Below are 26,492 nucleotides of genomic sequence, written 5' to 3'. Positions count from 1 at the left end.
TGTGAGGGGGTCGGGGTTCAGGACCTGGCTGCTTTGAGCAGGCCCAGCAGGCGTGCCGGGTCCATCTCGTTGTCGCCTCGCAGGGCTTCGATGACGTCACGGACCCGCTGCGGGGAGGGGCTCGCGCCGAGGAAGTCACGGGTGGCCGGCGGTCCCCACTGGGCGAGGCCGGAGGTCGACATGGGTGCCCAGCCGGGCTCCAGGTCGCAGGAGAACAGGTCGCCGTCGGCGAAGTGCTCCAGCATGAAGCGGTCGGGGTCGCGCCAGTAGTCGAAGAGCTGGCTGCCCTGGATGTGGCGGCCGATGCCCCAGCTGCGCCGGTAGCCACGCTCGGCCAGGTACTCGCCGCCCGCGGCGATCGAGTCGAGGTCGGTCACCTGGTAGGCGGAGTGGACGTAGCCGTTGCCCGGGCCCAGGTGCATGGCCAGCGTGTGGTGGTCGACGGCCCGGCTGCCCTGGTCGCAGCGGATGAACGCCATCGTCGGGCCGCGGTCGCGCTGACCGTCCAGGAAGAGGAAGTCGGAGACGATCATCCCGAGGGTGTCCAGGTACCAGTCGAGGGCGCGCCCGAACACCCTTGTCTCCAGGACCACATGGCCCAGGCGCTGGATGCGGGAGGGTTCACGCGGCGGACGCTGGGTGACGTTCGTGCGACGGTGATCGGTGCCGAAGTTGAGCGGCAGCGGCTGCTGCTCGGGCAGCGCCGGCAGTTCCTCCCCGCAGTGCACGACCCGGACCGGGAAGCCGGAAGGGTCGAGCAGGTCGACCGCCTTGCCGCTGCCGGGCACGTCCGCGTCCCGTACGGACGTGCCCGTGGCGCGGGCCAGCCGGTCCAGGTCGGCCCGCTCGGCGGCGCGGAACGCCGGGCCGATGAATCGGGAGGTCCGGCCGCGCCGGATCACCATGCACGGCGAGCCGGCGAAGGTGCCCCGCAGCCACAGCTCGCTCTCGCTCCGGGCGGCGATACCGAAGCCGAAGTCCCGGGCGAAGACCTCGGCCCGGTCCAGGTCGGGCTTCTCGAACTCCAGCCAGGCCAGGTCGGCCACCTTGATCACGGGGTCGCGGGACCGCCCGGGATGTTCGCCGCGCAGGGCGCCCTGCGCGCTGTGGAGGTCCTGATGGGCCGTCCTGACGTCCGGGACGCCGACTGTGTCGACGCGGGTTTCGGACATGGTGTCCTCCAAGCAACATCGCCTTAATGAGGAAATCATCAAGTGTGACAGTTCCATCGTCAAGGCGTTCGCGGCAGGAAATGATGAATTCATCAGGACTGCGATGGTCATCGACTCCGCGGTTAGACTCTGCGTATGCCTACGTCAGCCCCGCCCAGCAACCGATTCGAGCGGCGTCGCGCGGAGACCCGCGGAGCTCTCGTCCGCGCGGCCCGCCAGATACTCGCCGAGACCGGGGACACCAGCGTCAGCATCCAGGTGATCGCCGAGCGCGCCGACGTCGGCTTCGGCTCGTTCTACAACCACTTCGACTCGAAGACGGAGCTGTTCGAGGCCGCGGTGCGGGACGCACTGGAGGAGTACGGCCAGACCTTCGACGAACACCTGGCCGGGATCGACGACCCGGCGGAGCTCGTCGCGGCGGGCTTCCGGCTGAGCGCCCGCATGGCCGAGTCGCACCCGGAGCTGATGCAGGTGCTGCGCCGCCGGGGCCTGGGCCACATCCACTCGGACAACGGCCTGGCCCGGCGGGCGCTGCGGGACCTCGAGGTCGGTATGGCCTCCGGCCGCTTCACCGCCGTCGACACGGCGGTCGCCCTGTCCGCCCTGGGTGGCACCCTGCTGTCCCTGGTGGAGCTGCGATTCGCCCGGCCCGACGTGGACGGCGACGACGCCGCGGTGAACCTCGCCGAGATGGTCCTGCGCATGCTGGGCGTCCCGCCGGACGACGCCCACGAGGTCGCCCGGCGTCCCCTCCCCGACCTCGCCTGACCGGCCCCCGGCGTCCGCTCCCCCTACGCGGTGGACGACGAGCTCGGACGGAACCTGACCGAGCAGCCGGTGAAGCGGGCCTCGATCCCGTTCTCCGCGATGGCGACCGAGCGCAGGTGCAGCCCTTCGGGGACGTTCTGCATCGGGACGGACCCTTCCAGGGCCTTGTCGAACAGCGCTTTCAAGGGCGGGGCCGGCCCGATCCCTCAGACGTAAGTGACGGCGCGGTCGCCGTCCACGCCCATCGCGACCAGACGGCGGTCGCGGGGCGTGTGCGGTCGCCGGTCGAGGTTCCCGCGCTCCCGCACTCCAGGAGCCCCAGCAGGTGGCCCCCCCAGCGCCCGGCGCCGCGAGTGGCTGCCGCAGCGCCTGCGCAGTGTCCTCCCCCAGGCCCTCCACGAGCGCGGCCCTGCCGTTGAAGTGGCCGTAGACCGTGCGACGCACCCGAGTTCCCGCCTGGCCCGCCTCTGGAATGCGGGCCCGCACGAGACGGGTCCGGTTGCGCCCCGAAGCGTCTGTGACGAGCGCGCGGGTCATGTCGGAACCGCCGGTCGGTGAAGCATGGGCCCCGATAGTTGCACACCGATGGGCAATAAACTAATCTGCACATCAGTGGGCAATTAACCGCACCCCGGTGCCTCGCCGGTCCACGGCCGTGCCCGCCCTTCACCCCCGTCCACGAACCCCCGAAGCCTCCGCTTCCTCCTGCCGAGGAGTTTCGATGCCGCTCTTTGCGAACACACCCGCCGAGAAGACGACCGGGCCCTATTCACGGCGCTGGTGGGCCCTGCTCGTGCTCTGCCTGAGCCTGCTGATCGTGGTCATGGCGAACACGTCGCTCGTCGTCGCCGCGCCGGACCTCACGAAGGATCTAGGGCTGTCCAGCAGTGACCTGCAGTGGGTCATCGACGGCTACACCGTTCCGTACGCCGCGCTGATGCTCGTCCTGGGCGCGATCGGCGACAAATACAGCCGCCGCGGCGCACTCATCCTCGGCCTGCTGATCTTCGCGGGCGGTTCGGTGATGGGCGGCCTGGTCGACGAGACCAACCTGGTCGTCATCGCCCGCGCGATCATGGGCGTCGGTGCCGCCGTTGTCATGCCGGCCACCCTGTCGCTGCTGGTCGCGATCTTCCCCAGGGCGGAGCGCGCCAAGGCCATCACGGCCTGGAGCGCCACGTCAGGTCTCGCCATCGCCGCCGGCCCGGTGGCCGCCGGCTGGCTGCTGGAGGACCACGCCTGGGGCTCCACCTTCCTCATGAACGTCCCCCTCGCGGTCCTCGGCGTCATCGGCGCGCTGCTCCTGGTGCCGCCGTCAAAGGCGACGGGCATGGGCCGGATCGACTACGTCGGCGGTCTGCTCTCGATCGTGTTCATCGGCAGCCTGGTCTACGCGACCATCGAGGGCCCGCACTTCGGCTGGGGCGCCGGCCCGATCACCGCGGCCGTCGTCGCCGCTGTCGGCCTGCTGGCCTTCGCGGCCTGGGAGTTGAAGCATCCGAACCCGATGCTGGACGTGCGCAAGTTCAAGGGGCGGCCCTTCAGCGGCTCGATGCTCGCGGTGCTGTTCTTCTTCTTCGGCACCTTCGGTTCGATCTACTACTCCACCCAGTTCCTGCAGTTCGTTCTCGAGTACAACGCCCTGGAGACCGGCATACGCCTGCTGCCGCTGGCCGGAGCCGTCTTCGTCGGCGCCGCGGTCACCGGCAAGCTGGCCCCGAAGCTGGGCGTGAAGCTGGTCGTGGGCACCGGCATGGTGATCGGCACGGCGGGCGTCTTCCTGCTCACGCAGATCGAGTCGGGCTCAACGTACTCGGACTTCCTGACGCCCCTGCTGATGCTCGGCTTCGCGATCGGCCTGAGTCTGTCCCCGGCCACCGACACCATCATGGGGTCCTTCCCCGAGTCCGAGCTGGGCGTCGGCGGCGGCGCCAACGACACCGCGCTGGAACTCGGCTGCGCGCTGGGCATCGCCGTGCTCGGCTCGCTCCTCGCCACGTCCTACAAGGACAAGCTGACCGCCATGATCGGCGGTCGCCTCCCGGCCGAGGCGATGGACACCGCCAAGGAGTCGGTGGGCGGCGGCCTCGCGGTCGCCGAGCACGTCGCCAAAACCCCGGGCGGTGGCCCCCAGCAGGCCCAGACCCTGATCGAGGCGGTGCACGAGTCCTTCGCACACGCCATCGCGCACACCAGCCTCATCGGCGCGATCGTCATGGGCGCCGGAACCCTGATCGTCATTGCCGTGCTGCCCGGCCGCAAGGCCACCAGGAAGCACCGTCAGGAGGAATCGGTGGCGGCGGAAGCAGCGGCGAAGAGCGAACCCGTGGGCGCCGTCTGAGCCCGACAGGCCCGGCGCGACCCATGACCGCCGACCGGAGGCCGGAAGTCCCGATCCGGCCTCCTTCACTCCAGAGCGGGCCGTGCCTGAGCGGCGCACGGCACTCAGCTATCGGCGACGGCCTCCGCCGCGACCGCGGCGATCACCTCATCGACCACGACGCGCGCCTGCTTCTCCGGCACGCCGGCCGCGATGAGCGTGGCGACGGCCGTACGCGTCCCGTCGTCCTCCAGCGCGCCGGTGTTGACCTCTTCCAGCAGGGCGACCGTCATCGCCTCCAGGCCGGCGCCCATGACCGCGGGCGGCAGGTGGGAGTGGAAAACGCCGTCCCGCTGCCCCCGCTCCAGGATGGTCGTGACCCTGACCCGGGCGGGCTCGAGGATCCCGGCGACCCGTTCCATGCCCAGGTCCCGCTGGGCCAGCGCCAGGAGCATCCGGTATCGGTCACCCACCGGCCACATCGACAACGAGAAGCGCGCGAGTGCCCGCTCGGCCGGGTCCGTCGCCGTCACCCCGGCCGCCGCGGCGGCCTGGAGAGCCTCGGCGGCCTCCTCGGCCAGCGCCTCCAGGAGCGCCGCCCGTCCGGGGAAATGCCCGAAGAGAGTGCGCCGGACGACACCGGAAGCTCGCGCCAGCTCCTCCAGAGTGGTGTCGGGGTTCCGCCCGAGCTCCTGGCGCGCGGTGGCCAGGATGCGCGCCCGGTTGGACCGTGCATTGCGTCGCTGCGGCACACGGCCAACGGGCTGGGACACGGAAGAACCTCGATGATGAAAACCGGACGAAGAACGGGCACGTCCATTCTGACACGGGAGTCCCGCCCCGATCCGTGGCCGCATCCCCGGACCGGCCTGCCTGATCAGGCGGGAAGCTCCTTGACGCTCGCCGGCTCCTGGGGGTCGACCCCGTTGAGCCGGTGGCGGAAGTCGCTGGAGCTGGGATAGGCGGCGCGGCGGGAGCGCATGACGGAGCCCAGCGGACGGTGGGCCTCCAGGGCGTGCCAGGGGCTGAAGGAGAGGACGTCGTCCGCGTAGCGGCGGCGGGCGTCGCTGTAGGCGTCCTGGGCGGGCAGGTGGAGCACGCCCACGACTTCGTGGGGTGACAGCTCCTCGGGCCACAGGACTGACGCGTCCTCCACGGGCATACGGTCGATGTCCGTGCACAGCTGGGCGCGGATGTCGTACTCGGCGCTGTTGTGCGCGAAGAAGTCGACGACGAGGTCGCGCAGCGCTGACTCGCCGGCCTTCTTCTCGACAGGCCGGCCGGTCAGGGCCCGCACGTTCGCGGAGCGCGGCGCGGCCGAGATCTTGGCGACGTGGTCGCCGTAGCGCAGCGCGGCCATGGAGTGGAAGGTCTCGCCGAGGATGTGGTGGTTGGCGGCGGCCAGGGTCTCAACGGCCGGTGGGAGCGGGCGCCCCATGCGGGTGAGCGCCTTGGCTGCGGCGCGGTTGAAGGCGGCGACGTGGGAGTGGTACTTGCGGAAGACCACGTAGGTGCCGTTGCGGCCGAGGACGTCCGGAGCCGGCACGGACAGCGGGACGCCTGTCTCGCTCGGGTGTCCGAGCACGAACTCGCCCGCCTTGATCGGGCGTCCGTCGCCGGGCAGCGGTTCGGCCCCGCTGCCCTCGACCACCGGCTGACTGAAGCCGTCCCGGTAGCCGAAGACGTTGTACCCGTCGGCCGCGAAGTCCTGGTGGGACAGCAGCCGTACGCCAGGAACCTCGCCCAACTCCTTCCCGTAGGCGGCGACTTCCGCACGCCAGTCGTCCTCGGTCGCGGCATACACCGTGACGGCGACGTGCACGCGCGGCGTACCGAAGGGGAACTCCCAGTTCCTGGGCGCGTTCACGCCGGTGTCGCGCAGCCGCTCGGCGCGGGCGGTTTTCACGTACGTCGCAAATCAGCCACTTCGCTACATGAGGCGCGGAGATGCGTGGCGAATTTGAGCGTCTCCGCATAACTGATTACATCATCAGTTTGCGCGAACGCTTTGTCAACGCGCCGGCCGCAGACGCAGCACCGGTCACGCATTGCTGAGCATTCGATATCCGCCGTGACCGAGTCGGCGCGCCAGACGGAGCGGACCTAGGCTGGAACCAGCCGCTGGAAACCGGTCCCGGCGAGCACCGCTGTCCGGACGGAGGCGTGGCGCGTGGAGATGGCTGCCAAGCAGGACGCCCCGACTGCCACTGCCCTGGTCGACCCGGACGGCATGGTGAGTGGTTGGAGCGAGGGCGGGCGGCTGCTGCTGGGCTGGACGGCGGAGGAGACCGTGGGGCGTCCCGTGACCGACCTGTTGGTCGACCGCCCGTCCGACTTTCCCGAGAGTCTCGGCATCGGCTCCGACCCCACGGGAGTCGTCCCGCTGCGCCACCGGGACGGTTCCACGGTGGACGCCGTGCTGACGGCCCATCCGCTGCGCGGCGCGGACGGCCGTTCGCTGGGCCAGGTGGTGACCGTCCAGCCGTGGGGACGCCGCCCCGTGATCGCCGACCGGGCCTTCGAGCAGTGCCCCTTCGCTCTGGGCGTGTACGACCCTGAGCTGCGGTTTCTGTGGGTCAACGCCTCCGCGTGCCGAGTGATGGCGCACTCCGAGGAGCAGGTGCTCGGTGAGAAGTACCGCGAGCTGTTCCCCGAACTGGACGACATGGCCTACACCGACCGGCTCTCCGAGGTCGCGAGGACGGGCGAGCCCGCACGCCTCATCACCGTGTTCCGCCCGCTCGGAAGCAACTACGCCAACGCCTGGGCCACCAGCATGTGGCCCGTCCGAGATGCCGACGGCAAGGTCCGCGCGGTCGCCAACTGGGGATTCGACATGAGCGCCGAGTACTGGGCTCGGCAACGCCTGCTCATCCTCAACAAGGCCAGCGGCGGCATCGGCCTGACACTCGACGTGATCGGCACCGCCCAGGAACTGGCCACGACGCCGGTGCCGGGATTCGCCGACCTCGTCACCGTAGACCTCTTCGACGAGGTGCTGCGCGGGGAGGAACCGCCCTCCGCGTCCGCGTTCACCCCCGGCGAGCCCATCGCGCTCAGCCGTGCCGCCCAGCACAGTGCGGAGGAGGACACCGACCGGGCGCCCGGGCCCGCGACGCCGGTCAGCCACACTCCCGGTTCCGTCGCCGCCCGCTGCATGGCCACCGGCAGGTCCACGGTCGAGCTCGCCGCTCAGCCCGGCCAGGGCGGCGAATGGGCCTTCGGGCCCGGACTCGCCGCCGACCCGGCCCACTGGCCGCCGGGCAACCCGGTGATCGAAGGGTCCATCGCCGCGGACGGGCTGACCGGCCGGATCACCGTGCCGCTCCGGGCCCGCGGCGCGCTGCTCGGCGTCGTCGCCTTCTCCCGCCTCGACCGGCCCGAGGCCTTCACCGCCGACGACCTGATCCTCGCCGAAGAGATGACCGCCAAAGCCGCCGTCGCCATCGACAACGCCCGCCGGTACTCGCGCGAACGCACGACCGCGCTGACCCTGCAACGCAGCCTGCTGCCGCAGGCGCTGCCGAACCAGGAGGCGGTCGAGGCGGCATCCCGCTACCTGCCCGCCGGGACCGGCGCGGAAGTGGGTGGTGACTGGTTCGACGTCGTTCCGCTGTCCGGTGCCCGGGTCGCCCTGGTCGTCGGCGATGTCGTCGGCCACGGCTTGCACGCCTCGGCCGCCATGGGCCGGCTGCGCACCGCGGTCCGCACTCTCGCCGACGTCGACCTGCCGCCGGACGAGCTGCTGACCCACCTGGACGACCTGGTCCTCCACCTGGCCGGCGACCTCCGGCCCGCCGGCCACTTCGAGCCGACCGGCGAGTCCGGCGCCACCTGCCTGTATACCGTCTACGACCCTGTCTCCCGGCGCTTCACGCTGGCCAGCGCCGGCCATCCGCTGCCGCTCGTCATCTCCCCGGACGGCACCAGGACACCGGTGCCCGCCCGTCCGGGTCCGCCGCTCGGCATCGGTGGGCTGCCTTTCGAGGCCACCGAGCTCGAGCTGCCCGAGGGCAGCCTGCTCGTCCTCTACACCGACGGACTGGTGGAAAGCCGCGAGCGCAACGTCGACGAGCGGATCGCCGAACTGCTGCGAACCCTGAACCACTCGGCCACCTCCCTGGACGCCCTGTGCGACACGGTCATGGACGCCATGCTCCCCGAACGCCGCACCGACGACGCCGCCCTGCTGCTCGCTCGCACTCACGCGCTGGATCCCCACCACGTCGCCGACCTGGTCGTGGAGCCCGATCCCGCGCAGGTGCCGCGCGCCAGGAAGTTCGCCGTCGACCAGGTGGACGCCTGGGGCCTGGAGGAGGCGTCGTTCGTCACCGAACTGGTCGTCAGCGAGCTGGTCACCAACGCGATCAGATACGGCGAGCCGCCGATCAGGCTGCGGCTGATTCGCGATACCTCCCTGATCTGCGAGGTCTTCGACGGAAGCAACACCGCTCCGCACCTGCGCCGAGCCCGCGCCTTCGACGAGGGCGGCCGGGGCCTGCTGCTCGTCGCCCAGCTCACCCAGGAGTGGGGCACCCGGCACACGACCAACGGTAAGACGATCTGGTGCGCGCAGGCCCTCTCCTAGGTGTCTGTGATGTCGTGATCAGACGTGGGCGGCCCGATGCGACGGGGCGGGCCGGCCCCTGGCGCCACATCGTGCCGGTCGGCCTTCACGCCGATGGTCCACGTGGTGGACGCCGAGGTGGCGGATCTTCTCGCATCGGCGGGGAAACCCACAGGTCAGGACGGTTCGCACAAGGCGTCAGGTGGCGCAATACTGCGGCAACACCATCGGCGGCAATCCACCGGTACGTTCCCTGACATGCCAGCCGAACCCACCCCCGCAGCCCGCCCGGTCGCCGCCGCGCGCCGCCGACGACTGCGTGCGGACCGGGCGCGACAGCTCGCCGATCTCCTGCGCCACCAGATCCTCGCGGGCGGCTTCCCCCGGCAGGTCCTCCCCCTGGAGGACGTCATCGCCAGGGACTACCGGGCCAGCCGCAACACCGTGCGACACGCCCTGGACCTGCTGCGCGGCGAACATCTCGTCGAGCGGCAGCCCGGCGTCGGCACCGTGGTGGTGTGCGAGAAGTACCCGCACGGCCTGGACCGCCTCCAGGGCCTGGCCGAGACCCTGCACGAGCACGGCCGGGTCACCAACGAGGTCCGTACCGTCGGCCCGGTCTCCGCCCCGGGGCCGGTGGCGCACCGGCTGGGACTGCCCGATCACAGCGATGTGCTCTGTATCGAGCGGCTGCGCCGCTTGAACGGACTTCCGCTGTCCTTGGACCTGTCCTACCTGCCCATGGAAGTGGGCGGGGAACTCCTCGGCTGCGACCTGGAGAACACGGATGTCTTCCGGCTCCTGGAATCGCTCACCGGCGGCCCGCTGGGACATGCCGAGATCACCCTGGAGGCGGTCACCGCCGACGCGCACTCCGCCGCGGTGCTCCAGGCCCCGAAGGGCGCGGCCGTCCTGATGCTGGAGCGGCTGACCCGCCTGCCAGACGGACGCCCGGTGGATCTGGAGTTCATCCGGTTTCGCGGCGACCGCATCACCATGAGTGGTGTGCTGCACCGGTCCGTCTGACGAGGTGCCGCCGGTCCGGCGCCGGTCGTTCTTCCTTCCCTGCTCGCCTCCTGGCCCTCTTCCCTTCGTCCTTCCTTCCCTGTTCCCGCCCTCTTCGGTCTTGGAGACCGCCATGCCTCTCGTTCCGCAGCGTTCGGACGTGCCCGTGACCATCGACGAGTCCAAGTGCATCGCCGGCTGCACCCTCTGCGTCGACATGTGTCCGCTCGACTCGCTCGCCATCCGCGAGGACGACGGCAAGGCCTACATGCACGTGGACGAGTGCTGGTACTGCGGCCCCTGCGCCGCGCGCTGTCCCACCGGTGCGGTCACCGTCAACATGCCCTATCTGCTCCGCTGAAAGGCCGGCCTCCCATGCCCCGCAAGAGAATCCCGCTTCCGCTGCTCCTGGCCACCGCGCTGCTGCCCCTCGCCACCGCCTGCGGCAGCACGGCAGCCGCCGACGGCGACGGCGGAAAGACCGTCACGGTGACCGTCGGGTACCAGTCCAAGACCATCAACACCGTCACCGCCGGCACACTGCTGCGTTCCCTCGGCTACTTCGAGGAAGAGCTCGAGGCGCGCGGGAAGAAGGACGGCGTCTCGTACAAGGTCGTCTGGCAGGACTACGCGACCGGTGCGCCGATCACCGCCCAGATGACGGCCGGAAAGATCGACATCGGGTCCATGGGCGACTTCCCGCTGCTCATCAACGCCGCCCGGGGGAAGCAGCTGGGTCAGCCGACCCGGCTGGTCGCGGTCACCGGCTACAACCTGCGCGGTGGCCTCAACACCGTCGTGACCGCCCCCGGTTCGTCCCTGAAGTCGCTGGCGGACCTGCGGGGCAGGAAGGTGTCCACCAGTGTCGGCTCGGCCGCCGACGGCACCCTCGTGCGCGCCCTTGAGCAGGCCGGTCTCGACCCGAGGCAGGACGTCCAGAAGCTCAACCAGCAGCCCAGCGTGGGCGCGTCCGCCCTGACCGCAGGCAGTGTCGACGCGCTGTCACAGTTCGTCGCGTGGCCGGGTCTGCTGGCCTTCGAGGGCCGGGCCAGGGCCCTGTACGACGGTGCGGTGCTCGACCTGCCGACCTTCCACGGGGTGACCGTACGGCAGAAGTTCGCCGAACAGCGGCCCGGCATCCTGGACGACTTCCTCAAGGCGCAGCGCCGGGCCACCGACCAGCTGCGCGCCGAACCGGTCGCGGCGGCCGAATCGGTGGCGAAGGCCACCGGGCTGCCCGCCGAGGTGGTCTACCTCTACAACGGTGCGAACGGCATCGCCACCTTCGACCCGCAGCTGCGCCCGGAGCTGGTCGCCGCGCTGAAGGCGGACCTGCCGCTGTTGCAGGCGGCCAAGCTGGTCGGTGACGTCGACGTGGACGCGTTCGTCGACCCGGCGCCGCTGCGGCGGGCCGCGTCCACGCCCGCGTACCCGAAGGTGACCACGGTCAAGCCGGAACTGTGGCTCAGGGGACAGACCACCACGCGTTCCTTCGACAGTCCCGAGGAGCTGCTGAAGGCCGTCAAGGGCGCCGATGTGAGGGCCGCCTACGTGCCGGACGCGCTGACCGGCACCCTGTGGTTCGCCGACAAGGCGGTGTGGGTCGCGGACGGCGCGCGGCTGCGGGCCTTCGTCACCCCCGCCAACGCGCAGACGTACGTCTCCGGGCACCCCGGCGCCCGGGTCGTCGGCTACACCGACGCCGTACGGCTGGCGTCATGAGCGCGGGCCGCCGGCTGGTCAGGGCCGGGTCGCTCGCCGGGGCCCTCGCGCTCTGGCAGCTGCTGACCTCGCAGGACGTCGACCTGTGGCTGAGGTTCGAGCAGTTCCCCACTGTCGTCGAGGTGGCCTCGGCCTTCGCCGACCGGGTCGGCACCGCGACGTACTGGCAGGACCTGGGCCACAGCCTGGGCCGGATCGTGGTGGGCTTCCTGCTCGCCGCCGTCCTGGGGGTGGCCGCCGGCACGGCCGTCGCCCGCTCCCGATGGGCCGCCGACCTGCTGGGACCGCTGGTGGAGGTGGTACGCCCCGTCCCGGCCATCGCGCTCGTCCCGGTCGCCATCCTGCTGCTCCCCACCAACGAGCAGGGCATCGTCTTCATCACCTTCACCGCGGCCTTCTTCCCTGTCCTGGTGTCGACCCGGCACGCGGTCCGGGCGCTCACGCCCGCCTGGGAGGAGGCCGTGCTCACCATGGGCGGCGGCCGGCTGCGCGTGCTGGGCTCGGTCGTGCTGCCGGGTGCCCTCCCGGGCATCTTCGGAGGCCTGTCCGTGGGCATCGGCGTCGCCTGGATCTGCGTGATCTCCGCGGAGATGATCTCCGGCGAGTACGGGGTCGGCTACCGGACCTGGCAGGACTACACGGTCGTCGACTACCCGGGCGTGTTCGTCGGCATGGCCACCATCGGCGGCCTCGGCTGGCTCACCTCGACGGCGGTGGAGTACCTCGGCCGCCGCACGACCGCGTGGCTGCCCCGCCCGACCGCGCGCGGCGGAGCCGACGCCCCGAGGCCGGCCTTCCGCAGGGTGCGCGCAGCGGCCCCTGCGACACCCCGGTCCGCCGAGACTCCACCGCTCCTCGCGGACCCCACCGCCGTCGCCGCCACTCCCCGGAAGGAACCGGTTCCATGACCGTCGCGCCCGCGCACACCGGTGCCGAGCTCACCCTGGACGCCGTGCGGCTCGGCCACCCGGACGGCGCCGACGTCCCCGGCAGGCTGACGCTGAGCATCGCACCCGGCGAACTGCTGGCCGTGGTCGGCCCGTCCGGCTGCGGGAAGTCGACCCTGCTGCGCACCCTCGCGGGGCTGCTGCCACCGCTGGAGGGCCGGGTCGGCCAGGACGGGGAGCGGATCGCCCGGCCCGCCGCCGACCGGGCCCTGGCGTTCCAGCACGATGCCCTGCTGCCCTGGCGGACCGTCCGTGCCAACGTGGAGTTGCCGCTGGCGATCCGGCGGGTCCCTCGTGCCGAACGGCGGCGCTCGGCGGCCGCATGGCTGGACCGGGTCGGCCTCGCCGATCACGCCCACAAATTGCCGCACCAGCTGTCCGGCGGCCAGCGCCAACGGGTCCAGCTGGCCCGCGCCCTGGCCGGCGGCCCCCGTGTGGTCCTGATGGACGAGCCCTTCGGTGCGCTCGACGCGCACACTCGGGCCGGGATGCAGGACTTGCTGGTCGACATCCTGCGAGGCACCGGCGCCACCGTCGTCTTCGTCACCCACGACGTGGACGAGGCCCTGTACCTCGGCGACCGGGTCCTCCAGCTCGCCTCCGGGCAGGTCCTCGACGTCCCGCACCCGCGGGAGCGTGACGCCCGGACCGCCCCCGGCACCGCGGAAGCGCGCCGCCGCATCCTCGCGTCCCTCTGAAGCCGGCCCCGGCCCCCACTCCCGGCCAAACGCCCGGCCCCACCTCCGATCCCGAACCCTCTCCCGAATCCGGCCCTCTCCCGATCCCGACCCCTCTCACCTCGCCTCCGAGAGGATCGGAGCGGCATCCGAAAGGCACCCCCGTGGACACGCTCGTGGACACCCCCCTGCCCATACCCGCACTCGCCGACGCAACCGAACTGTCCTGCGACGTCCTGGTCATCGGCGGCGGTACCGCGGGCACCATGGCCGCGCTGACCGCCGCCGGACGCGGCGCGTCCGTGCTGCTCCTCGAAAAGGCTCACGTCCGTCACTCCGGCGCCCTCGCCATGGGAATGGACGGCGTCAACAACGCCATCATCCCGGGCCGGGCGGAACCCGACGACTACGTCGCCGAGATCACCCGCGCCAACGACGGCGTCGTCGACCAGTCCACCGTCCGGCAGACCGCGACCCGCGGCTTCGGGATGGTCCAGCGCCTGGAGTCGTACGGCGTGAAGTTCGAGAAGGACGAGCACGGCGACTACGCGGTTCGCCAGGTGCACCGCTCCGGCTCGTACGTGCTGCCGATGCCGGAGGGCAAGGACGTCAAGAAGGTGCTCTACCGGCAGCTGCGGCGGCGGGAGATGCGCGAGCGGATCCGGATCGAGAACCGGGTGATGCCGGTCCGGGTGCTCACGCACCCGGACGACGGACGGGCGATAGGCGCGGCGGGATTCCACACGCGTACGGGCGACTTCGTGATCGTCCGGGCGGGCGCGGTCATCCTGGCCACCGGTGCGTGCGGCCGGCTCGGCCTGCCCGCCTCGGGCTATCTGTACGGCACCTACGAGAACCCGACCAACGCCGGCGACGGCTACGCCATGGCCTACCACGCGGGGGCCGCGCTCACCGGGATCGAGTGCTTCCAGATCAATCCGCTGATCAAGGACTACAACGGACCGGCGTGCGCCTACGTCGCGAACCCGTTCGGCGGGTACCAGGTGAACCGGCACGGCGAGCGCTTCGTCGAGTCGGACTACTGGTCGGGGCAGATGATGTCCGAGTTCGCGGCCGAACTCGCCTCCGACCGGGGGCCGGTGTACCTCAAGCTCAGCCATCTGCCCGAGGAGACCGTCGGCGCCGTCGAGTCGATCCTGCACACGACGGAACGGCCCACCCGCGGCACCTTCCACGCGAACCGCGGCCATGACTACCGCACGCACGACATCGAGATGCACATCTCGGAGATCGGGCTCTGCGGTGGACATTCCGCCTCCGGGGTTCGGGTGGACGCACACGCCCGTACGACGGTGCCCCGGCTGTACGCGGCCGGCGACCTGGCCTGCGTACCGCACAACTACATGATCGGCGCGTTCGTCTTCGGCGATCTGGCCGGTGAGGACGCGGCGCAGTACCGCGCGTTCGAGGGCGCGTTGCCCGCCGAGCAACTGGCCGCCGCCCACGAACTCGTCTACCGACCGCTGCGCAACCCCGACGGACCACCGCAGCCGCAGGTCGAGTACAAGCTGCGCCGGTTCGTCAACGACTACGTGGCACCGCCCAAAACGGGGGCGAAGCTCTCTCTGGCGGTCGAGGCGTTCACCCGGATGTCGCGCGAGATCGAGGGCATGGGGGCTCGCACGCCGCACGAACTGATGCGGTGCGCCGAGGTCTCCTTCATCAGGGACTGCGCGGAAATGGCCGCCCGGGCCTCCCTGGCCAGGACCGAGTCGCGGTGGGGCCTCTACCACGAGCGACTGGACCACCCGGGCCGGGACGACGCGGGCTGGTTGCACCACCTCGACCTGCGCAAGTCCGCCTCGGGGACGATGGAGTTCACCGCGCGGCCGGTGGAGCCGTACGTGGTGCCGGTCCCGGAGTTCGCGCCCGCGCCCGGACCCGAGCGCTTTCTGGGCGAGGTCCCCCTGGTACCGGTCGCCACTGCCGGGCCGAGGGAAGCCGCCCCTGCCGCCCGGCCGACCACGCCGGACGCCGGACCGGCAGCGGGTCCGTCGCCGACCAGGGCCGGTGAGGACGCCGGGACGGCGGCCGCCTCGGCCCCGGCCGCTGCCCCCGACACCATGGCCGCGGTGCCGGCCTCCCCTGCGCCACCGACGGCAGCGCGGGACGCCGCGGCTCCCGTCACGGCCCCGGCAGAGGTCACCGCGCCCAGCCCGGACCTGCTGCTCCGCCTCCTCTCCCTCACCGAGGAGTCCGCCGAGCTGGAGACGTTCCTGCCGTACCTCGCGGACACCGATCCGGCCGTGCGGGCGGCGGCCGTGGCCGCCCTCGGCGAGACGGCGCCGGCGGGCGCCGGCCCCGTCCTCGCCGCTCACCTGCTGGACACCGCGCCTGCTGTCCGGGCCGCCGCCGCGTCGGTGCTGCGCGAGCTGGTCGAAGTGCTGCCCGCCGAAGCGGAGTTGGGCACCGCGCTCAAGACCGCTTCGGTCTTCGCCGACCCGGCCGTCCGAGCGGCGGCGCTGGACGTGTTGCGCGCCTTGCGGCTGGGTGATGCCGCGGCCTACGCGGCCGCGCTCGTCGACGAAGACATCGAGGTGCGCATCACCGCCGTGCGGGCCCTGGTGTCCGTGGACGCGGTCGACGAACTGGTGGTGGCCGCCGAGGACCCGGCCCGCGAGGTGCGGGTCGCGGTGGCTCGCGGTCTCGCGGCCGTACACGCCGCGGCTCCCGCGACCCTCGACCGGCTGGTGGCCGACCCGGACCCGCTCGTCAGGGGCGCCGCGTTCGGCGCGCTGGCCGCGACCGGCTGCCCACCGCCGTACGCGGCGCGGGCGGCGGCCGCCCTGGCCGATCCGGCCTGGCAGGTCAGGGCCGGCGCCGCGAGCGCTCTGCGGGCGGCCCCGGCCACCGAGGCCGTCACGGCCCTCACCCGAGCCCTGGCCGACCCCAACGCGGATGTCCGCAAGGCCGCCACCCTCTCGCTCCTGCAACACCGCGCCGCCCCTGAGGCCCGGACCGCCCTGGCCGCGGCCACTCTCGACCCGGATGCCGACGTCCGCGCCTACGCGTCCCGCGCCACGGCGTGACGACGGGGCTCAAGGCGGCTCTGCTCGTCCCCTCCTCCGACCCGTCACCGTCGGGAGTCGTTCACGCGAGGGAATGTCCGTGTCCGAACACGCGCGGGGCGCGTCAGGTCGTCCGTTCGGCGTCTGTTCGGCGGGCTCCGGGCAGGTGCACCACGAGGAGCGTGAAGGCGGCCAGCGCGACGTTGCGGGCCGCGGCGTCCAGACCGTTCCAGTCGGACGACTGCCACATGGCGAACCACTCGCCGCCGATCGCGAGGAAGCCCATCCCGAAGAGCAGCAGCACCATCACCAGCCCCGCCGTGCTCGCCGCGCGGGCGCGGTCGTACGCGTCGCGGCGCAGTCCCGTGATCCAGAACCAGGTGGCGGCGAGGAGGACCATCGCGGCCAGCGTCTCCCAGGCGATGACGGCGACGTAGGCGGCGTTCTGGAGGGCGGGCGATTCGATCGCACGCCACATCAGGTCAGGGTCCTTGAAGGTGGTGTCCATGCTCAGGACGTGCTGGACGAACTGCTGGTTGGTCCCGAAGTCCGTGATGTTGCCGAAGGCGACCAGGGTCATGGAGAGCGCGACGGTCGCCGTCAGTGCCGTCGCCGCGACGGGCAGCGTGCCCAGCCGGAGGAGCCGGTTCTGCCGGGTGGCCGGGGCCGTTCCCGGGGAAGGGGCGCCGGAGTCGGTGCGGGTCGGCCGGTGGGCCTGTGCCATGGATGTGTCCTCCCTCGTCGTCCCGCGGGCGCGTCGACCGCGGGCTCGTACCGTCCCTTCCCCGCTTCCCGCCCGTACCACCCCCGACGGGCTCGGGCTGAGGAAGCGTTCCCGCCGGTGCCGGATAGGGTGAGTGGGCTCCGCGAGAGGCGGGGCCGGATTTCGTATGGGGTGGGAATGCCGAAGCACCGGCTGTCCAGAAAGGGCCGCTACGTAGCCCTGGCGACGACGGGGATCGCCGTCGTGGTCGCTGCCGGGGTCGCGGCGCAGACGTCGATGGCGGCCTCGGCATGGCCGGCCCAGAGGACGTACACCGGGCGGGCGTTCGACACCTGCGCAGCGCCCTCGCTCGCCGCGATGAAGGCGTGGAAGAAGGACGGCTACTACGGCGGTGTCGCGGTCTACGTCGGCGGCAGGAACCGCGGCTGCGGCCAGCCCAACCTGACCAGGTCGTGGGTGAAGTCGGTCGACGGGCTCGGCTGGCGGGTCATCCCGCTCTACGTCGGCGCCCAGCCGCCCTGCCAGAAGAGCGGGAACAAGGAGAGGTTCACCGCGGCCACCGCGGCCTCGGTCGGCGCGAGCAACGCCAACGACGCGGTCGCCAAGGCTTCGGCGCTCGGCTTGAAGGCCGGCAGCCCGGTCTACCTCAACATGGAGCCGTACGACACGGCCGACAAGGCGTGCAACGAGGCGACCCTGAACTACGTACGGTCCTTCACCAGGACCCTGCGCGCCAAGACCTACCGCGCCGGCCTCTACGGCTTCAGCACCTCCAGTGCCAAGGCGATCGCCACCGCGAAGGACCGCACGGACCTGCCGGGCAACCTCTGGTACGCCCAGTGGAACGGCCAGGAGACCACGACCAAGGACTGGCCCTGGGATCCGAAGCTGTACACCGACCACAGCCGGGGCCACCAGTACAAGGCCAACAGCAAGGAGACCAGGGGCGGTTACACCATCACCGTCGACAGGAACGCCTGGGACGCACCGGTCGCCCTCATCGGATGAACGGCTGACCGGCAGAACGGCTGACCGGCGTACGCCGCCCGTCCCGGGTCGTGGCAGGCCCCGGACGGGCGGCAGGCGGATCGGCGGGCGCCGTCCGTTCAGGCGGCGATGGTGAGTTTCACCGGCTCGGTGCCGGTCGCACTGTGCCTCTCGGCCCAGCCCTCCAGCGCCGTACGGCAGGCGTGGTCCAGGTGGTGAAGGCCCGACAGGTCGAGTTCGACCGGGCGGTCCTGCGGAAGGGACTCCAGGCTGTCGAGGATCTTCGGCAGGCGGAGGAAGGTGGCGTTGCCCGCCAGGTGCGCCTGGACGGGGCCGGTGCCCTCGTCCATGACCTCCAGCTTCACGTGCGAGGCCTCCCACGCGGTCTTGGCGACCGCCAGGGCGAGACCGATCAGGACGCCCTCGAACATGTTCACGACGACGATGGCCACGGCCGTGACCACCAGGACCACCGCCTCTCCCTTGTGATCCCGCCACAGCCCCGCGAGCCGGCGGAACGGGATCAGCTTCCAGCCCGCGTGCACCAGGATGCCGGCGAGGGCGGGCAGCGGGATCAGGGCGAGGGCGAACGGCAGCACGGCGGCGAACAGCAGCAGCCATACGCCGTGCAGGACCCGCGACGCCTTGGTCCTGGCGCCTGCCTCGACGTTGGCGGAGCTGCGTACGATCACCGCGGTCATCGGCAGCGCGCCGAGGAGACCGCACACGGTGTTGCCCGTGCCCTGGGCGATCAGCTCCTTGTCGTACTCGGTGCGCGGACCGTCGTGCAGCCGGTCCACGGCCGCCGCGCTGAACAGACTCTCCGCGGACGCGATGAGCGCGAAGGCGATGATCGTGCCCCAGACGGCCGCGTCGGCGAGCTGGGCGAAGGCCTGGGAGCCGGGCGGCTGGACGACGCCCAGCAGGCCCTCGACCTCGACCGTGGCGACGGGCAGGCCGAGGCCGAGCGAGGCGGCCGTCGCCAGCACCACCGCGGCGAGGGCGCCCGGCACGGAGCGCACCCGCCTCGGCAGCTTCTTCCACAGCACGATGACGGCGATCGTGCCGGCACCGATCGCGAGCGAGGCCAGGGCCTCGGCACTCCCGAGCACGTCGGCGAAAGCCCGGGGGAGTTCCACGATCTTGTCGATGCCGGTCTTGGGGGCCTTGAGGCCGGCGGCCGCGTAGAGCTGGCCGGCGATGATCACCAGGCCGATGCCGCAGAGCATGCCCTCGACGACGGAGACGGATATCGCCCTGAACCAGCGGCCGATCCCGAGGAGGCCCATGGCGAGCTGGAGCAGACCGGCGGCCAGCACGATCACGCCGAGCGTACCCACCCCGAACTCGCTGACCGCCTCGAAGACGAGCACGGTCAGGCCTGCGGCGGGCCCGGACACCTGAAGGCTGCTGCCGGCCATGAAGCCGGTGACGAGGCCGCCGATGATGCCGGTGACGAGTCCGAGTTCGGCCGGGACGCCGGAGGCGACCGCCACGCCGACGCACAGCGGTACGGCGACGAGGAAGACGACGACGGAGGCGAGGAAGTCCTGGCGCAGGTGGGGGAAGCGGCGGCGCACGCCGGCCGTCGCGCTCCTCACAGCGCCTCGAACGAGTCGGTGTCCGGGCGGTGTTCGCGCACGGCGCCGGTCCCCACCTCGTAGTACCAGCCGTGCAGCCGGAGCCGGCCCTCCGCCAGCCGCCTCTCGACGCACGGGTACGAGCGCAGTCGCAGCAGCTGGGTCAGGACGTGGTTCTGTACGGCCTCGGCCACCGTCGGGTCGGTCGGATCGGAGCACCGGGGCTCGTCCGCCGCGTGCGCGAGCCAGTCCCGTACGGCCGGTACGGCGGTCAGGTCCTCGCCGCGTACCAGCGCGCCCACGGCGCCGCAGTGGGAGTGCCCGCAGACCACGATGTCGCTGACGCCGAGGACCTCCACGGCGTATTCGATGGTGGCCGCCTCACCGGTGGGGGCACCTGAGGCGTACGGGGGAACGATGTTGCCGGCCGTGCGCAGCTCGAAGAGCTCGCCGGGACGGGCGCCGGTGATCAGGGCCGGGACGACCCGGGAGTCGGAGCAGGTGATGAACAGGACCGCCGGGGACTGGCCTGCGGCGAGGCCGGTGAACTCCTCTGGGCGCTGTCCGAAGGTGCGCGCGTTGTCGATGAGGGGTTGCATGGCGTGGTGATTCCTCCTGGCGCGCGATGGGTGCGCGTCGGGTGCGTGACGGAGAGGTGTGGGGGACTGCTCTGCCACGGTCAGCAGCGGAACACCTGAAGGGCGGCGCGGGACGGGGCTCTGGGGCCTCTCGACTCGGGCGTGTGCGGGGTGCTGGTCACCGATTCGCCTCGTCCGGCCGCCGGTTCGCGGTCCAGGGCGGCCGTCGGGCGATCGGCCCGGCCGGATGTTCGCGGGGTGTACGCGTGTGCGAAGGGGCCGGTGGTGGCGAGAACCGCCGAGGCGAGCAGCACGACGGCGATGAGCGTCAGCGCGCACCGGGTCGTCGCAGCTCGTGACATGCGGCTTCCGCTTCCCTTTCGGTGGGTTCGGACGCATAGTCCGAACCAACACTTACCCAAGAGGAGGTCAAGAAGAATGTTAGGCGGGCAAAGTCGCATGCGGGGTCAACGCGAGGTTTCCGCCCGAGGAGCGCCCTGAAAGCGAGGAGAATTGGCCGGATCGAGTTGATCGCGAAAGCGATGTCGACGAGGCGTCAACCATGCGCGGGCCCGCGGTCCGAGCGGGCGCGGCAGGGTGCGTCAGGCGTCGGCCCGGCTCAGGCCCAGGTGGGGTTCCAGGGTCAGCCGGAGGCCGGCGACCGCGTGTTCCGGTTCCGTGGGCCACGGTGTCATCGCGCTCGCCCCGTGGCCTCCGAGCCCCACCCGCTCGTGGCCCGCGAGGGGTTCCTTCAGCGCGCCGAACAGACGGGCCACCGTGTCGCCCTGGGTGTCGTGGAGGTCTTCCATCCCGGTGACGATGTGGAGGAAGGACTCGTGCAGTCGCAGCGGCCGCTGGTCGCGGTGGCTGAGCCGCTGGGCGCGGCGGAAGTGGTCGTCGCGGCCCTGGTGGATGTCGTAGAAGGCGCCGACGAGGACGAGCAGGCGTTCGTAGGCGTGCCGGTAGGCGCCCTGGTAGAAGGACGCCGCTTCGGACTCGCCGACGTCCCGGCGGAGCGTCGCGGCGATGGACGCGGCGGCGAGCATGCCGCTGTGCATGGCGAGGTGGACGCCGGTGGACAGCAGCGGGTCGAGGAAGCAGGCCGCGTCTCCGGCCGCGAACCAGCCGGGTCCGCAGAACTTGTCCGCCACGTACGAGTAGTCGCTCTCCACCCGCAGGCCGGTGACCCGGTCGGCGTCCGCGAGGAGGCCCGCCAGGGCCGGGGTGCGGGCCAGGCGGTCGGCGTAGAACGCGTCCGTGCCACCGAGCAGCCGACGGCCCTCGGTGAAGGAGTGCTTGTCGGTGACCAGGCCGACGCTGACGGTTCCGTCGTGCAGGGGGATGGCCCAGAACCAGCCGTGGTCGGGCAGGGAGTAGAGGCGGATGGCGCCCTCGGGGGCGTCCGGCGCGGGCTTCGCGCCCCGCCAGTACCCCCACGTGGCCACGTTGCGGAACGCGTCGTGGAACCGGCGGGTCCGTAACTGCCGGGCGGTGAGCAGCCCGGCCCGGCCGGAGGCGTCCACCAGGTACCGGAACGAGGTCACCCCCTGGTGGCCGGCCGCCGATATCCACTCCCCCGCCGTCGCCCGCCCCTCGTCGTCGTCGAACTCGACCGCCCGCACGGCGGTTTCCTCGTGGACCCGGACGCCCTGGTCACGGGCGTGGTCGAGCAGCGTCCGGTCGAACTCCCCGCGGACGACCTGGAAGCTGTACGGGGCGCCCGGCCCCAGCCCGTCGAACCGCAGGGCCCATTCCTGGCCGCCCCAGTCGTAGAAGGCGCCCGTCTTGCGTACGAAACCACGCCGCTCGACGGCTTCCCGCGCGCCCAGCAGGTCCAACAGGGGCAGCAGGGACGGCAGGAGGGACTCGCCGATGTGGTAGCGGGGAAAGCGGGCCTTCTCCAGCAGGGTGACGCCGAACCCCTGGCGGGCCAGCAGAGCGGCCGCCGTCGCCCCGGCCGGACCCCCGCCGACCACCAGGACGTCCGTCTCCTCTCGCGGGTCTCCGTCGTGCATGGCGGCCTCCTGTCCTCGGGGACTGCATGGCTCCGTCAGTGAACAGCTCGACGGTGCGTACCGGTAGACCGCCTCCGCCGGAATCGGCCCCGCGGTGGACCGGCACTGCGGTGAATCGCCACCGCCACGCAGGTGACTCGGCCGTGGTGCTCCCTGCTCGGCGCGGCCCCGTCCGATAGACCACGGTGCGTCACCGCACCCACCACTTCCGAAGGAGCACACCCATGACCGCAGACCTGCTGAGCCGCAAGTTCGGGCACCGCTTCGACCTCCTCGACACCGACCGGGACGGCTACATCTCCGAAAGGGACTTCACCGCCCTCGTCGACCAGCTCATCGCCGGAACCGGCGAACCCTCCGACTCGCACAAGGTCCGCGCCCTCCGCGACTCCAAGGCCCACTACTGGATCTCTCTCAGCCGGCTCGTCCCCACGGACGGCACCGGACGGATCTCCCGGGACGACTTCGTCACCGGGCTGGCCCAGTCACCCGACCCGAAGCGGATCTCCGCCATGGTCCGCCCCTCCGTGGAGGCCGACCTCGCCCTCGCCGACACGAACGACGACGGCGTGGTCGACGTCGCCGAGTTCACCAGGCTCTACCAGGCTCTCGGCGTACCGGAGTCGCAGGCGGAGGAGATCTTCCGTACGCTCGACCGGGACGACGACGGCGAACTCACCCTCGACGAGTGGCTGACGGCCGCGATGGAGTTCTTCACGTCCACCGACCCCCAGGCGCCCGGGAACAAGATCCTCGGCCACGTCTGAGTCCCCCCTGCGAGACGGCGGGTGTGCGGGCCGGCACCGGCGGGTGGGGTCACCGGGAGTCTGAGCAGGTGGGGTCGGGGATCGCGCTCACGGTGTACGGCGGCCGGCCCGGGGGCTCGTCGAGCTGGCTGTTGACCACGTAGAGGCGGCAGCCGTGCTTCGCCAGCGTGGTGGGCAGGTCGAAGGGTTCCTCGGTGAGGCGGTGGACGACCGTGCCCGTCCGCAGTTCCCGGTCGAGCCGGGCGATGTAGACACCGTGCGGGGCACCGTAGTTGAGCACGGCGTACAGCGTGCGGCCGCGCAGCACCATGCCGTCGGCGCCGAAGGACTGGTCGCCGAGGTCGAGCCGGCTGACCTCGCGGTCGGCGGTGCCGATCCGCCAGACGGCCTCCGTGCCGTTCGACGCCACGAGGAGGGTGGAGCCCGTCGCGTCGGCCACGATGCCGTTCAACAGCCAGTACCGGGACGGGAACTGGGGGAACGCGGCACGGATGTCGAGCCAGGGTTCGAGCGGTCCCACGGTCGAGCCGTGGATCTCCGCCCGGTGGATGACGGGGTTGGCCCAGTCGGTGACGTATACCGCGTCGTCGGTCACGGCCAGGTCGTTGAGGTGCGGCGCGCCGAGCGGCCCGTCCTCGGCGGTGCGGCGGGCGAGCAGCCGACCGTGGCGGTCGTGGACGGTGAGGGTCGCGCCCCCGACGGACAGGACACGGCCGCGCCGGTCGGTGTGGACGCCCAGGGTGCTGGGGCGGTCTTCCAGCCCGCGCGCCGGGAACGGCGCGAGGTCCGGGGTGCCGATCCGGCCGCGGTACAGGGTGCCGAGGCCGTCGGAGGAGACGTACAGGGTGCCGTCCGGGGTGACCGTGATCCCTTCGGGCAGCACGCCCTCCTCGCGGGAGACGACGTAGCGGTCGGGCAGGTCGCGCGCGGCGGCGGGGACGGGTGTGCCGGCGAGGGGCGTGAGCAGCAAGGTCGCTGCGAGGCAGGCGGTTCGGACGGGAATGCGGCGCATCGGCGCGACCTCCGTGGCGATGGGGATGCTCTGGGCAAGGTGAAGGGGACGAGAGGAGCGTGCGGTGTCCGCGCGCTCGGCGCACTGCCTTTCGCCCCTCGTCGAAAGGGTCCGGCGGGCGGATAATCGCTCGTCATGATCCGTCTTCACTTCACCGCCGACGACCTGTGCCGGATCACGCTCGCTCCGGCGCCCAACGCGCTGGCGGAGACGGCACTCGGCGTGGGGCTGAGTCTGCGTCGGAGCGGGCGGAGGGGCGGGGGCCGGGGATTCGGGCAGGGGCGTCGTGCGCGGTCCGCCGCCCTGGAGTGGCACCGCTCCGTGCCCGGAGGTCCGGGTGTCCGGGCCGGTGCGCTCGCGGAGCTGGTCGCGGAGGACGGCTTCGTACCGGACTTCCTGCTGCAGCCGGGGATCCACGACCTCGCCGGCGGTCTGGAGGCGGTCGCGGCGACACCGGCGGAGCGGCTGGCGCTCGATCTGGGCATCCCCGAGGCGGCGGGGTGGAACGGTGGTCTGGTCAGGCCGGGCCGGTGGGCGCGCGAGCTGGTCGAGGGCTCCCCGGCCGCGACCCGGGCCCTGCTCCACGACACCCGGGACTTCTTCGCCAGGCATGTGGAACCGCTCTGGCCGCGGATCCGCCAGGACGTCCTCGCCGATCGCGCGCTGCGGTCGGAGATGCTGCTCCGCGGCGGCGTCGACGCCCTGCTGACGACGCTCGGCACGACCTGGCGGTGGCAGCACCCGACGCTCCACCTGCCCTCGGCGTCGGCGTACGACATCCCGCTGTGCGGGCGGGGGCTGCTGCTGGTCCCGTCATGGTTCGCGACCGGCCCGTTGGTGATGTACCGCCCGGAGGCGGCGACCGTGCTCGTCTATCCCCTGTACGAGGCGCCCGGCGGGAGCGCCGCCGCCGAGGGGCGGCCGGAGGCGCTGGCGGCGCTGCTGGGCCGCACCCGGGCCCGTGTGCTGGCCCTCCTGCGCACCCCCGCCACCACGACGGCGCTCGCCGAGCGCGCCTCCGTCTCCCTCGCGGCGGCCAGCCACCACGCGGGGGTCCTGCGGACCGCCGGGCTGATCGGCACCGTGCGCACGGGGACGGCGGTCCTGCACAGCCTCACCCCGCTCGGCCACTCCCTGCTGGCGGGAACCGCCGAGTGACACCCCACCGCGCTCGGGCATCGACTCCGGTCCCGGCCCGCCGCGAGCGGGCTTCTCCGCCGGCCGCGCCGGCGGAGAAGCCCGCTCATCATCGGGCGGAGAAGGAGTGGACCGTCGTCGAGCGGTAGGTCCGGCCCGGGCGGAGCACCGTCGGCGGGAAGGACGGCTGGTTGGGCGAGTCGGGGAAGTGCTGGGTCTCCAGGCAGAAGCCGTCGCCCTGGCGGTAGACCTTCCCCGAGGTGCCGGTCAGCGTGGCGTCGAGGAAGTTGCCGCTGTAGAACTGGACGCCCGGTTCGGTCGTCGCGATCTCCATCACGCGGCCCGAGACCGGCTCCGTCACGGTCGCGACATGCTGCGGGGCGTCGGTGAGTCCCTTGTCGAGCACGAAGTTGTGGTCGTAGCCGCGGCCGAAGACGACCTGTGGGTGCGCGTCGCGGATGTCGCGGCCGATGGGCTTGCCGGTGCGGAAGTCGAAGGGGGTGTGCGCGACCGCGGCGAGTTCGCCGGTGGGTATGAGGGTGGCGTCGACGGGGGTGTAGCGGGAAGCGGCGATCCTCAGGGTGTGGTCGAGGATGCTGCCGCTGCCTTCGCCGGCGAGGTTGAAGTAGGTGTGGTTGGTGAGGTTCACGACGGTGGCCCTGTCCGTCGTGGCCTCGTACTGGATGCGGAAGTCGCCGCGCGGGGTGAGGACGTAGTCGACGCGGACGTGCAGCGTGCCCGGGTAGCCCATCTCTCCGTCCGCGCTGACGTAGCGCAGGGTGAGGCCGGTGTCCCGCCCCCGCGCGTACGGCTCGACGTCCCACACCCGCTTGTCGAAGCCCTTGTCCCCGCCGTGCAGGCTGTTGGGGTCGTCGTTGACGGGGAGCCGGTACGTTCTGCCGTCGAGTGTGAAGGTGCCGCCCGCTATGCGGTTGCCGTAGCGGCCGATGACGGCGCCGAAGTACGGGCTGCCCGCCACGTAGTCGTCGAGGTTGTCGAAGCCGAGCGACACGTTCGCGTACCGCCCGCGCCTGTCGGGGAGGTCGAGGCTCTGGACGATGCCGCCGTACGAGAGCACGCGCAGCCGGGTGCCTCCCGCGGCCACCGTCCAGCGGTGGACGCGCGTGCCGTCGGGCAGGGTGCCGAACAGTTCCTTCGCCGGTCTTCCGCCCGGCCGTTCCGCGCCTCCCGGGGCGGCGGACGCCGGGGTCGTGCCCAGCGCGGCCGCTGCCACTCCGGCGGCACCCGCCGCCATCACCGTGCGCCTGTCGATGGTCATGTCGTTGTGGCTCCTCAAGGGGAAGGTTCGATATGTCGGACGTCGTTCGACGTCGCGGGCGTGGGGGGGGCCGCCGGGCGTAGGGGGGGCCCCCCCCCCCCCGCCCCACCCCCCCCCCCCCCGGGGGGGGCCGCCCCTCGGGGCCCCCCCCCCGCTCCGGCGTTTACGGCGCCGGACGAGGCGACGCCGGTGAGCACCCGGAA

Annotated in this window: 22 protein-coding genes; 12 read left to right on the top strand and 10 right to left on the bottom strand. The window is 72.0% G+C overall.

All coding sequences use genetic code 11. The features are described 5' to 3' along the window. Positions 1 to 17 precede the first annotated feature (17 nt). Positions 18 to 1,172, bottom strand: coding sequence for a VOC family protein (locus ACFVGS_RS19645; protein WP_385693175.1), 1,155 nt, complete (start codon positions 1,170 to 1,172; stop codon positions 18 to 20). A 135-nt stretch (positions 1,173 to 1,307) separates the two neighbouring features. On the opposite strand from ACFVGS_RS19645, the gene ACFVGS_RS19640 reads away from it, so the two are divergent. Next, positions 1,308 to 1,943 carry a TetR/AcrR family transcriptional regulator gene (locus tag ACFVGS_RS19640; protein ID WP_384406940.1) on the top strand — a complete coding sequence of 212 codons (636 nt, stop codon included), beginning with the start codon at positions 1,308 to 1,310 and terminating at the stop codon, positions 1,941 to 1,943. A gap of 721 nt (positions 1,944 to 2,664) precedes the next feature. Further along, positions 2,665 to 4,284 (top strand): MFS transporter, encoded by a 1,620-nt coding sequence (locus ACFVGS_RS19635; RefSeq protein WP_384406942.1) that lies wholly within the window; start codon positions 2,665 to 2,667, stop codon positions 4,282 to 4,284. A gap of 104 nt (positions 4,285 to 4,388) precedes the next feature. On the opposite strand, the gene ACFVGS_RS19630 is transcribed toward ACFVGS_RS19635, so the two are convergent. Together ACFVGS_RS19630 and ACFVGS_RS19625 are read right to left on the bottom strand one after the other, a co-directional pair. Then, positions 4,389 to 5,036 (bottom strand): TetR/AcrR family transcriptional regulator, encoded by a 648-nt coding sequence (locus ACFVGS_RS19630; protein ID WP_384406944.1) that lies wholly within the window; start codon positions 5,034 to 5,036, stop codon positions 4,389 to 4,391. A gap of 104 nt (positions 5,037 to 5,140) precedes the next feature. Further along, positions 5,141 to 6,169, bottom strand: coding sequence for a hypothetical protein (locus ACFVGS_RS19625; protein ID WP_385693174.1), 1,029 nt, complete (start codon positions 6,167 to 6,169; stop codon positions 5,141 to 5,143). 270 nt (positions 6,170 to 6,439) lie between these two features. Here ACFVGS_RS19625 and ACFVGS_RS19620 point away from each other — a divergent pair, with 270 nt between their 5' ends. The 7 genes from ACFVGS_RS19620 (at position 6,440) to ACFVGS_RS19590 (ending at position 16,231) form a co-directional block, all read left to right on the top strand. Further along, the gene (locus ACFVGS_RS19620; protein WP_385693226.1) at positions 6,440 to 8,851 is read left to right on the top strand and encodes a SpoIIE family protein phosphatase; all 2,412 of its coding nucleotides are present in this window, start codon (positions 6,440 to 6,442) and stop codon (positions 8,849 to 8,851) included. Between the two features lie 237 nt (positions 8,852 to 9,088). Further along, entirely contained in the window at positions 9,089 to 9,856 is a 768-nt protein-coding gene (locus ACFVGS_RS19615) for a GntR family transcriptional regulator (RefSeq protein WP_385693173.1), read from the top strand. A 112-nt stretch (positions 9,857 to 9,968) separates the two neighbouring features. Next, positions 9,969 to 10,196 carry a ferredoxin family protein gene (locus ACFVGS_RS19610; protein ID WP_385693172.1) on the top strand — a complete coding sequence of 76 codons (228 nt, stop codon included), beginning with the start codon at positions 9,969 to 9,971 and terminating at the stop codon, positions 10,194 to 10,196. A gap of 14 nt (positions 10,197 to 10,210) precedes the next feature. Then, entirely contained in the window at positions 10,211 to 11,557 is a 1,347-nt protein-coding gene (locus ACFVGS_RS19605; RefSeq protein WP_385693171.1) for an ABC transporter substrate-binding protein, read from the top strand. Continuing rightward, positions 11,554 to 12,465, top strand: coding sequence for an ABC transporter permease (locus ACFVGS_RS19600; protein WP_385693170.1), 912 nt, complete (start codon positions 11,554 to 11,556; stop codon positions 12,463 to 12,465). Before ACFVGS_RS19605 ends, ACFVGS_RS19600 begins: the two co-directional genes overlap by 4 nt. After that, positions 12,462 to 13,202 carry an ABC transporter ATP-binding protein gene (locus ACFVGS_RS19595; protein ID WP_385693169.1) on the top strand — a complete coding sequence of 247 codons (741 nt, stop codon included), beginning with the start codon at positions 12,462 to 12,464 and terminating at the stop codon, positions 13,200 to 13,202. The genes ACFVGS_RS19600 and ACFVGS_RS19595 overlap by 4 nt, the downstream gene beginning before the upstream one ends. A 143-nt stretch (positions 13,203 to 13,345) precedes the next feature. Then, a complete protein-coding gene (locus ACFVGS_RS19590) occupies positions 13,346 to 16,231 on the top strand; it encodes a fumarate reductase/succinate dehydrogenase flavoprotein subunit (protein WP_385693168.1) in 2,886 nt (961 codons plus the stop codon). Positions 16,232 to 16,334: 103 nt separating this feature from the next. On the opposite strand, the gene ACFVGS_RS19585 is transcribed toward ACFVGS_RS19590, so the two are convergent. Then, positions 16,335 to 16,934 carry a DUF2165 domain-containing protein gene (locus ACFVGS_RS19585; RefSeq protein WP_385693167.1) on the bottom strand — a complete coding sequence of 200 codons (600 nt, stop codon included), beginning with the start codon at positions 16,932 to 16,934 and terminating at the stop codon, positions 16,335 to 16,337. A 177-nt stretch (positions 16,935 to 17,111) separates the two neighbouring features. On the opposite strand from ACFVGS_RS19585, the gene ACFVGS_RS19580 reads away from it, so the two are divergent. Further along, entirely contained in the window at positions 17,112 to 17,942 is an 831-nt protein-coding gene (locus ACFVGS_RS19580; RefSeq protein ID WP_385693166.1) for a glycoside hydrolase domain-containing protein, read from the top strand. A 98-nt stretch (positions 17,943 to 18,040) separates the two neighbouring features. On the opposite strand, the gene ACFVGS_RS19575 is transcribed toward ACFVGS_RS19580, so the two are convergent. The 4 genes from ACFVGS_RS19575 to ACFVGS_RS19560 all read right to left on the bottom strand — a co-directional run bounded on the left by ACFVGS_RS19575 (position 18,041) and on the right by ACFVGS_RS19560 (position 22,094). After that, positions 18,041 to 19,522, bottom strand: coding sequence for a SulP family inorganic anion transporter (locus ACFVGS_RS19575; RefSeq protein WP_385693165.1), 1,482 nt, complete (start codon positions 19,520 to 19,522; stop codon positions 18,041 to 18,043). Further along, positions 19,519 to 20,100, bottom strand: coding sequence for a carbonic anhydrase (locus ACFVGS_RS19570; protein WP_385693164.1), 582 nt, complete (start codon positions 20,098 to 20,100; stop codon positions 19,519 to 19,521). The genes ACFVGS_RS19575 and ACFVGS_RS19570 overlap by 4 nt, the downstream gene beginning before the upstream one ends. Positions 20,101 to 20,180: 80 nt before the next feature. Then, positions 20,181 to 20,441, bottom strand: a complete 261-nt coding sequence (locus ACFVGS_RS19565; protein ID WP_385693163.1) for a hypothetical protein — start codon at positions 20,439 to 20,441, stop codon at positions 20,181 to 20,183. A gap of 240 nt (positions 20,442 to 20,681) precedes the next feature. Beyond that, positions 20,682 to 22,094 (bottom strand): NAD(P)/FAD-dependent oxidoreductase, encoded by a 1,413-nt coding sequence (locus tag ACFVGS_RS19560; protein WP_385693162.1) that lies wholly within the window; start codon positions 22,092 to 22,094, stop codon positions 20,682 to 20,684. A gap of 224 nt (positions 22,095 to 22,318) precedes the next feature. Between ACFVGS_RS19560 and ACFVGS_RS19555 the strand changes: the two genes are divergently transcribed. Further along, positions 22,319 to 22,861, top strand: a complete 543-nt coding sequence (locus ACFVGS_RS19555) for an EF-hand domain-containing protein (RefSeq protein ID WP_385693161.1) — start codon at positions 22,319 to 22,321, stop codon at positions 22,859 to 22,861. 49 nt (positions 22,862 to 22,910) lie between these two features. Here the strand turns inward: ACFVGS_RS19555 and ACFVGS_RS19550 are convergent, their stop codons facing one another. After that, a complete protein-coding gene (locus tag ACFVGS_RS19550) occupies positions 22,911 to 23,873 on the bottom strand; it encodes a hypothetical protein (RefSeq protein ID WP_385693160.1) in 963 nt (320 codons plus the stop codon). A 135-nt stretch (positions 23,874 to 24,008) separates the two neighbouring features. Here ACFVGS_RS19550 and ACFVGS_RS19545 point away from each other — a divergent pair, with 135 nt between their 5' ends. Next, positions 24,009 to 25,031 (top strand): ArsR/SmtB family transcription factor, encoded by a 1,023-nt coding sequence (locus tag ACFVGS_RS19545; RefSeq protein ID WP_385693159.1) that lies wholly within the window; start codon positions 24,009 to 24,011, stop codon positions 25,029 to 25,031. Between the two features lie 88 nt (positions 25,032 to 25,119). On the opposite strand, the gene ACFVGS_RS19540 is transcribed toward ACFVGS_RS19545, so the two are convergent. Continuing rightward, complete coding sequence (locus tag ACFVGS_RS19540; RefSeq protein ID WP_385693158.1) at positions 25,120 to 26,289, bottom strand: aldose epimerase family protein; 1,170 nt, start codon at positions 26,287 to 26,289, stop codon at positions 25,120 to 25,122. Positions 26,290 to 26,492: the final 203 nt, after the last annotated feature.

Origin of the sequence: Streptomyces sp. NPDC127114 (genome assembly GCF_042677525.1) — a bacterium.
Lineage (GTDB): Bacteria > Actinomycetota > Actinomycetes > Streptomycetales > Streptomycetaceae > Streptomyces.
Note: the sequence above shows the minus strand (reverse complement) of the source record. Positions and strands in the feature narration are given on the sequence as shown.

Bases quoted from the DNA above. Each gene is read 5' to 3' on its own strand.
- ACFVGS_RS19645 (WP_385693175.1), bottom strand. From the start codon at position 1,172: ATGTCCGAAACCCGCGTCGACACAGTCGGCGTCCCGGACGTCAGGACG.
- ACFVGS_RS19640 (WP_384406940.1), top strand. From the start codon at position 1,308: ATGCCTACGTCAGCCCCGCCCAGCAACCGATTCGAGCGGCGTCGCGCG.
- ACFVGS_RS19635 (WP_384406942.1), top strand. From the start codon at position 2,665: ATGCCGCTCTTTGCGAACACACCCGCCGAGAAGACGACCGGGCCCTAT.
- ACFVGS_RS19620 (WP_385693226.1), top strand. From the start codon at position 6,440: ATGGCTGCCAAGCAGGACGCCCCGACTGCCACTGCCCTGGTCGACCCG.
- ACFVGS_RS19615 (WP_385693173.1), top strand. From the start codon at position 9,089: ATGCCAGCCGAACCCACCCCCGCAGCCCGCCCGGTCGCCGCCGCGCGC.
- ACFVGS_RS19610 (WP_385693172.1), top strand. From the start codon at position 9,969: ATGCCTCTCGTTCCGCAGCGTTCGGACGTGCCCGTGACCATCGACGAG.
- ACFVGS_RS19605 (WP_385693171.1), top strand. From the start codon at position 10,211: ATGCCCCGCAAGAGAATCCCGCTTCCGCTGCTCCTGGCCACCGCGCTG.
- ACFVGS_RS19600 (WP_385693170.1), top strand. From the start codon at position 11,554: ATGAGCGCGGGCCGCCGGCTGGTCAGGGCCGGGTCGCTCGCCGGGGCC.
- ACFVGS_RS19595 (WP_385693169.1), top strand. From the start codon at position 12,462: ATGACCGTCGCGCCCGCGCACACCGGTGCCGAGCTCACCCTGGACGCC.
- ACFVGS_RS19585 (WP_385693167.1), bottom strand. From the start codon at position 16,934: ATGGCACAGGCCCACCGGCCGACCCGCACCGACTCCGGCGCCCCTTCC.
- ACFVGS_RS19580 (WP_385693166.1), top strand. From the start codon at position 17,112: ATGCCGAAGCACCGGCTGTCCAGAAAGGGCCGCTACGTAGCCCTGGCG.
- ACFVGS_RS19570 (WP_385693164.1), bottom strand. From the start codon at position 20,100: ATGCAACCCCTCATCGACAACGCGCGCACCTTCGGACAGCGCCCAGAG.
- ACFVGS_RS19565 (WP_385693163.1), bottom strand. From the start codon at position 20,441: ATGTCACGAGCTGCGACGACCCGGTGCGCGCTGACGCTCATCGCCGTC.
- ACFVGS_RS19560 (WP_385693162.1), bottom strand. From the start codon at position 22,094: ATGCACGACGGAGACCCGCGAGAGGAGACGGACGTCCTGGTGGTCGGC.
- ACFVGS_RS19555 (WP_385693161.1), top strand. From the start codon at position 22,319: ATGACCGCAGACCTGCTGAGCCGCAAGTTCGGGCACCGCTTCGACCTC.
- ACFVGS_RS19550 (WP_385693160.1), bottom strand. From the start codon at position 23,873: ATGCGCCGCATTCCCGTCCGAACCGCCTGCCTCGCAGCGACCTTGCTG.
- ACFVGS_RS19545 (WP_385693159.1), top strand. From the start codon at position 24,009: ATGATCCGTCTTCACTTCACCGCCGACGACCTGTGCCGGATCACGCTC.
- ACFVGS_RS19540 (WP_385693158.1), bottom strand. From the start codon at position 26,289: ATGACCATCGACAGGCGCACGGTGATGGCGGCGGGTGCCGCCGGAGTG.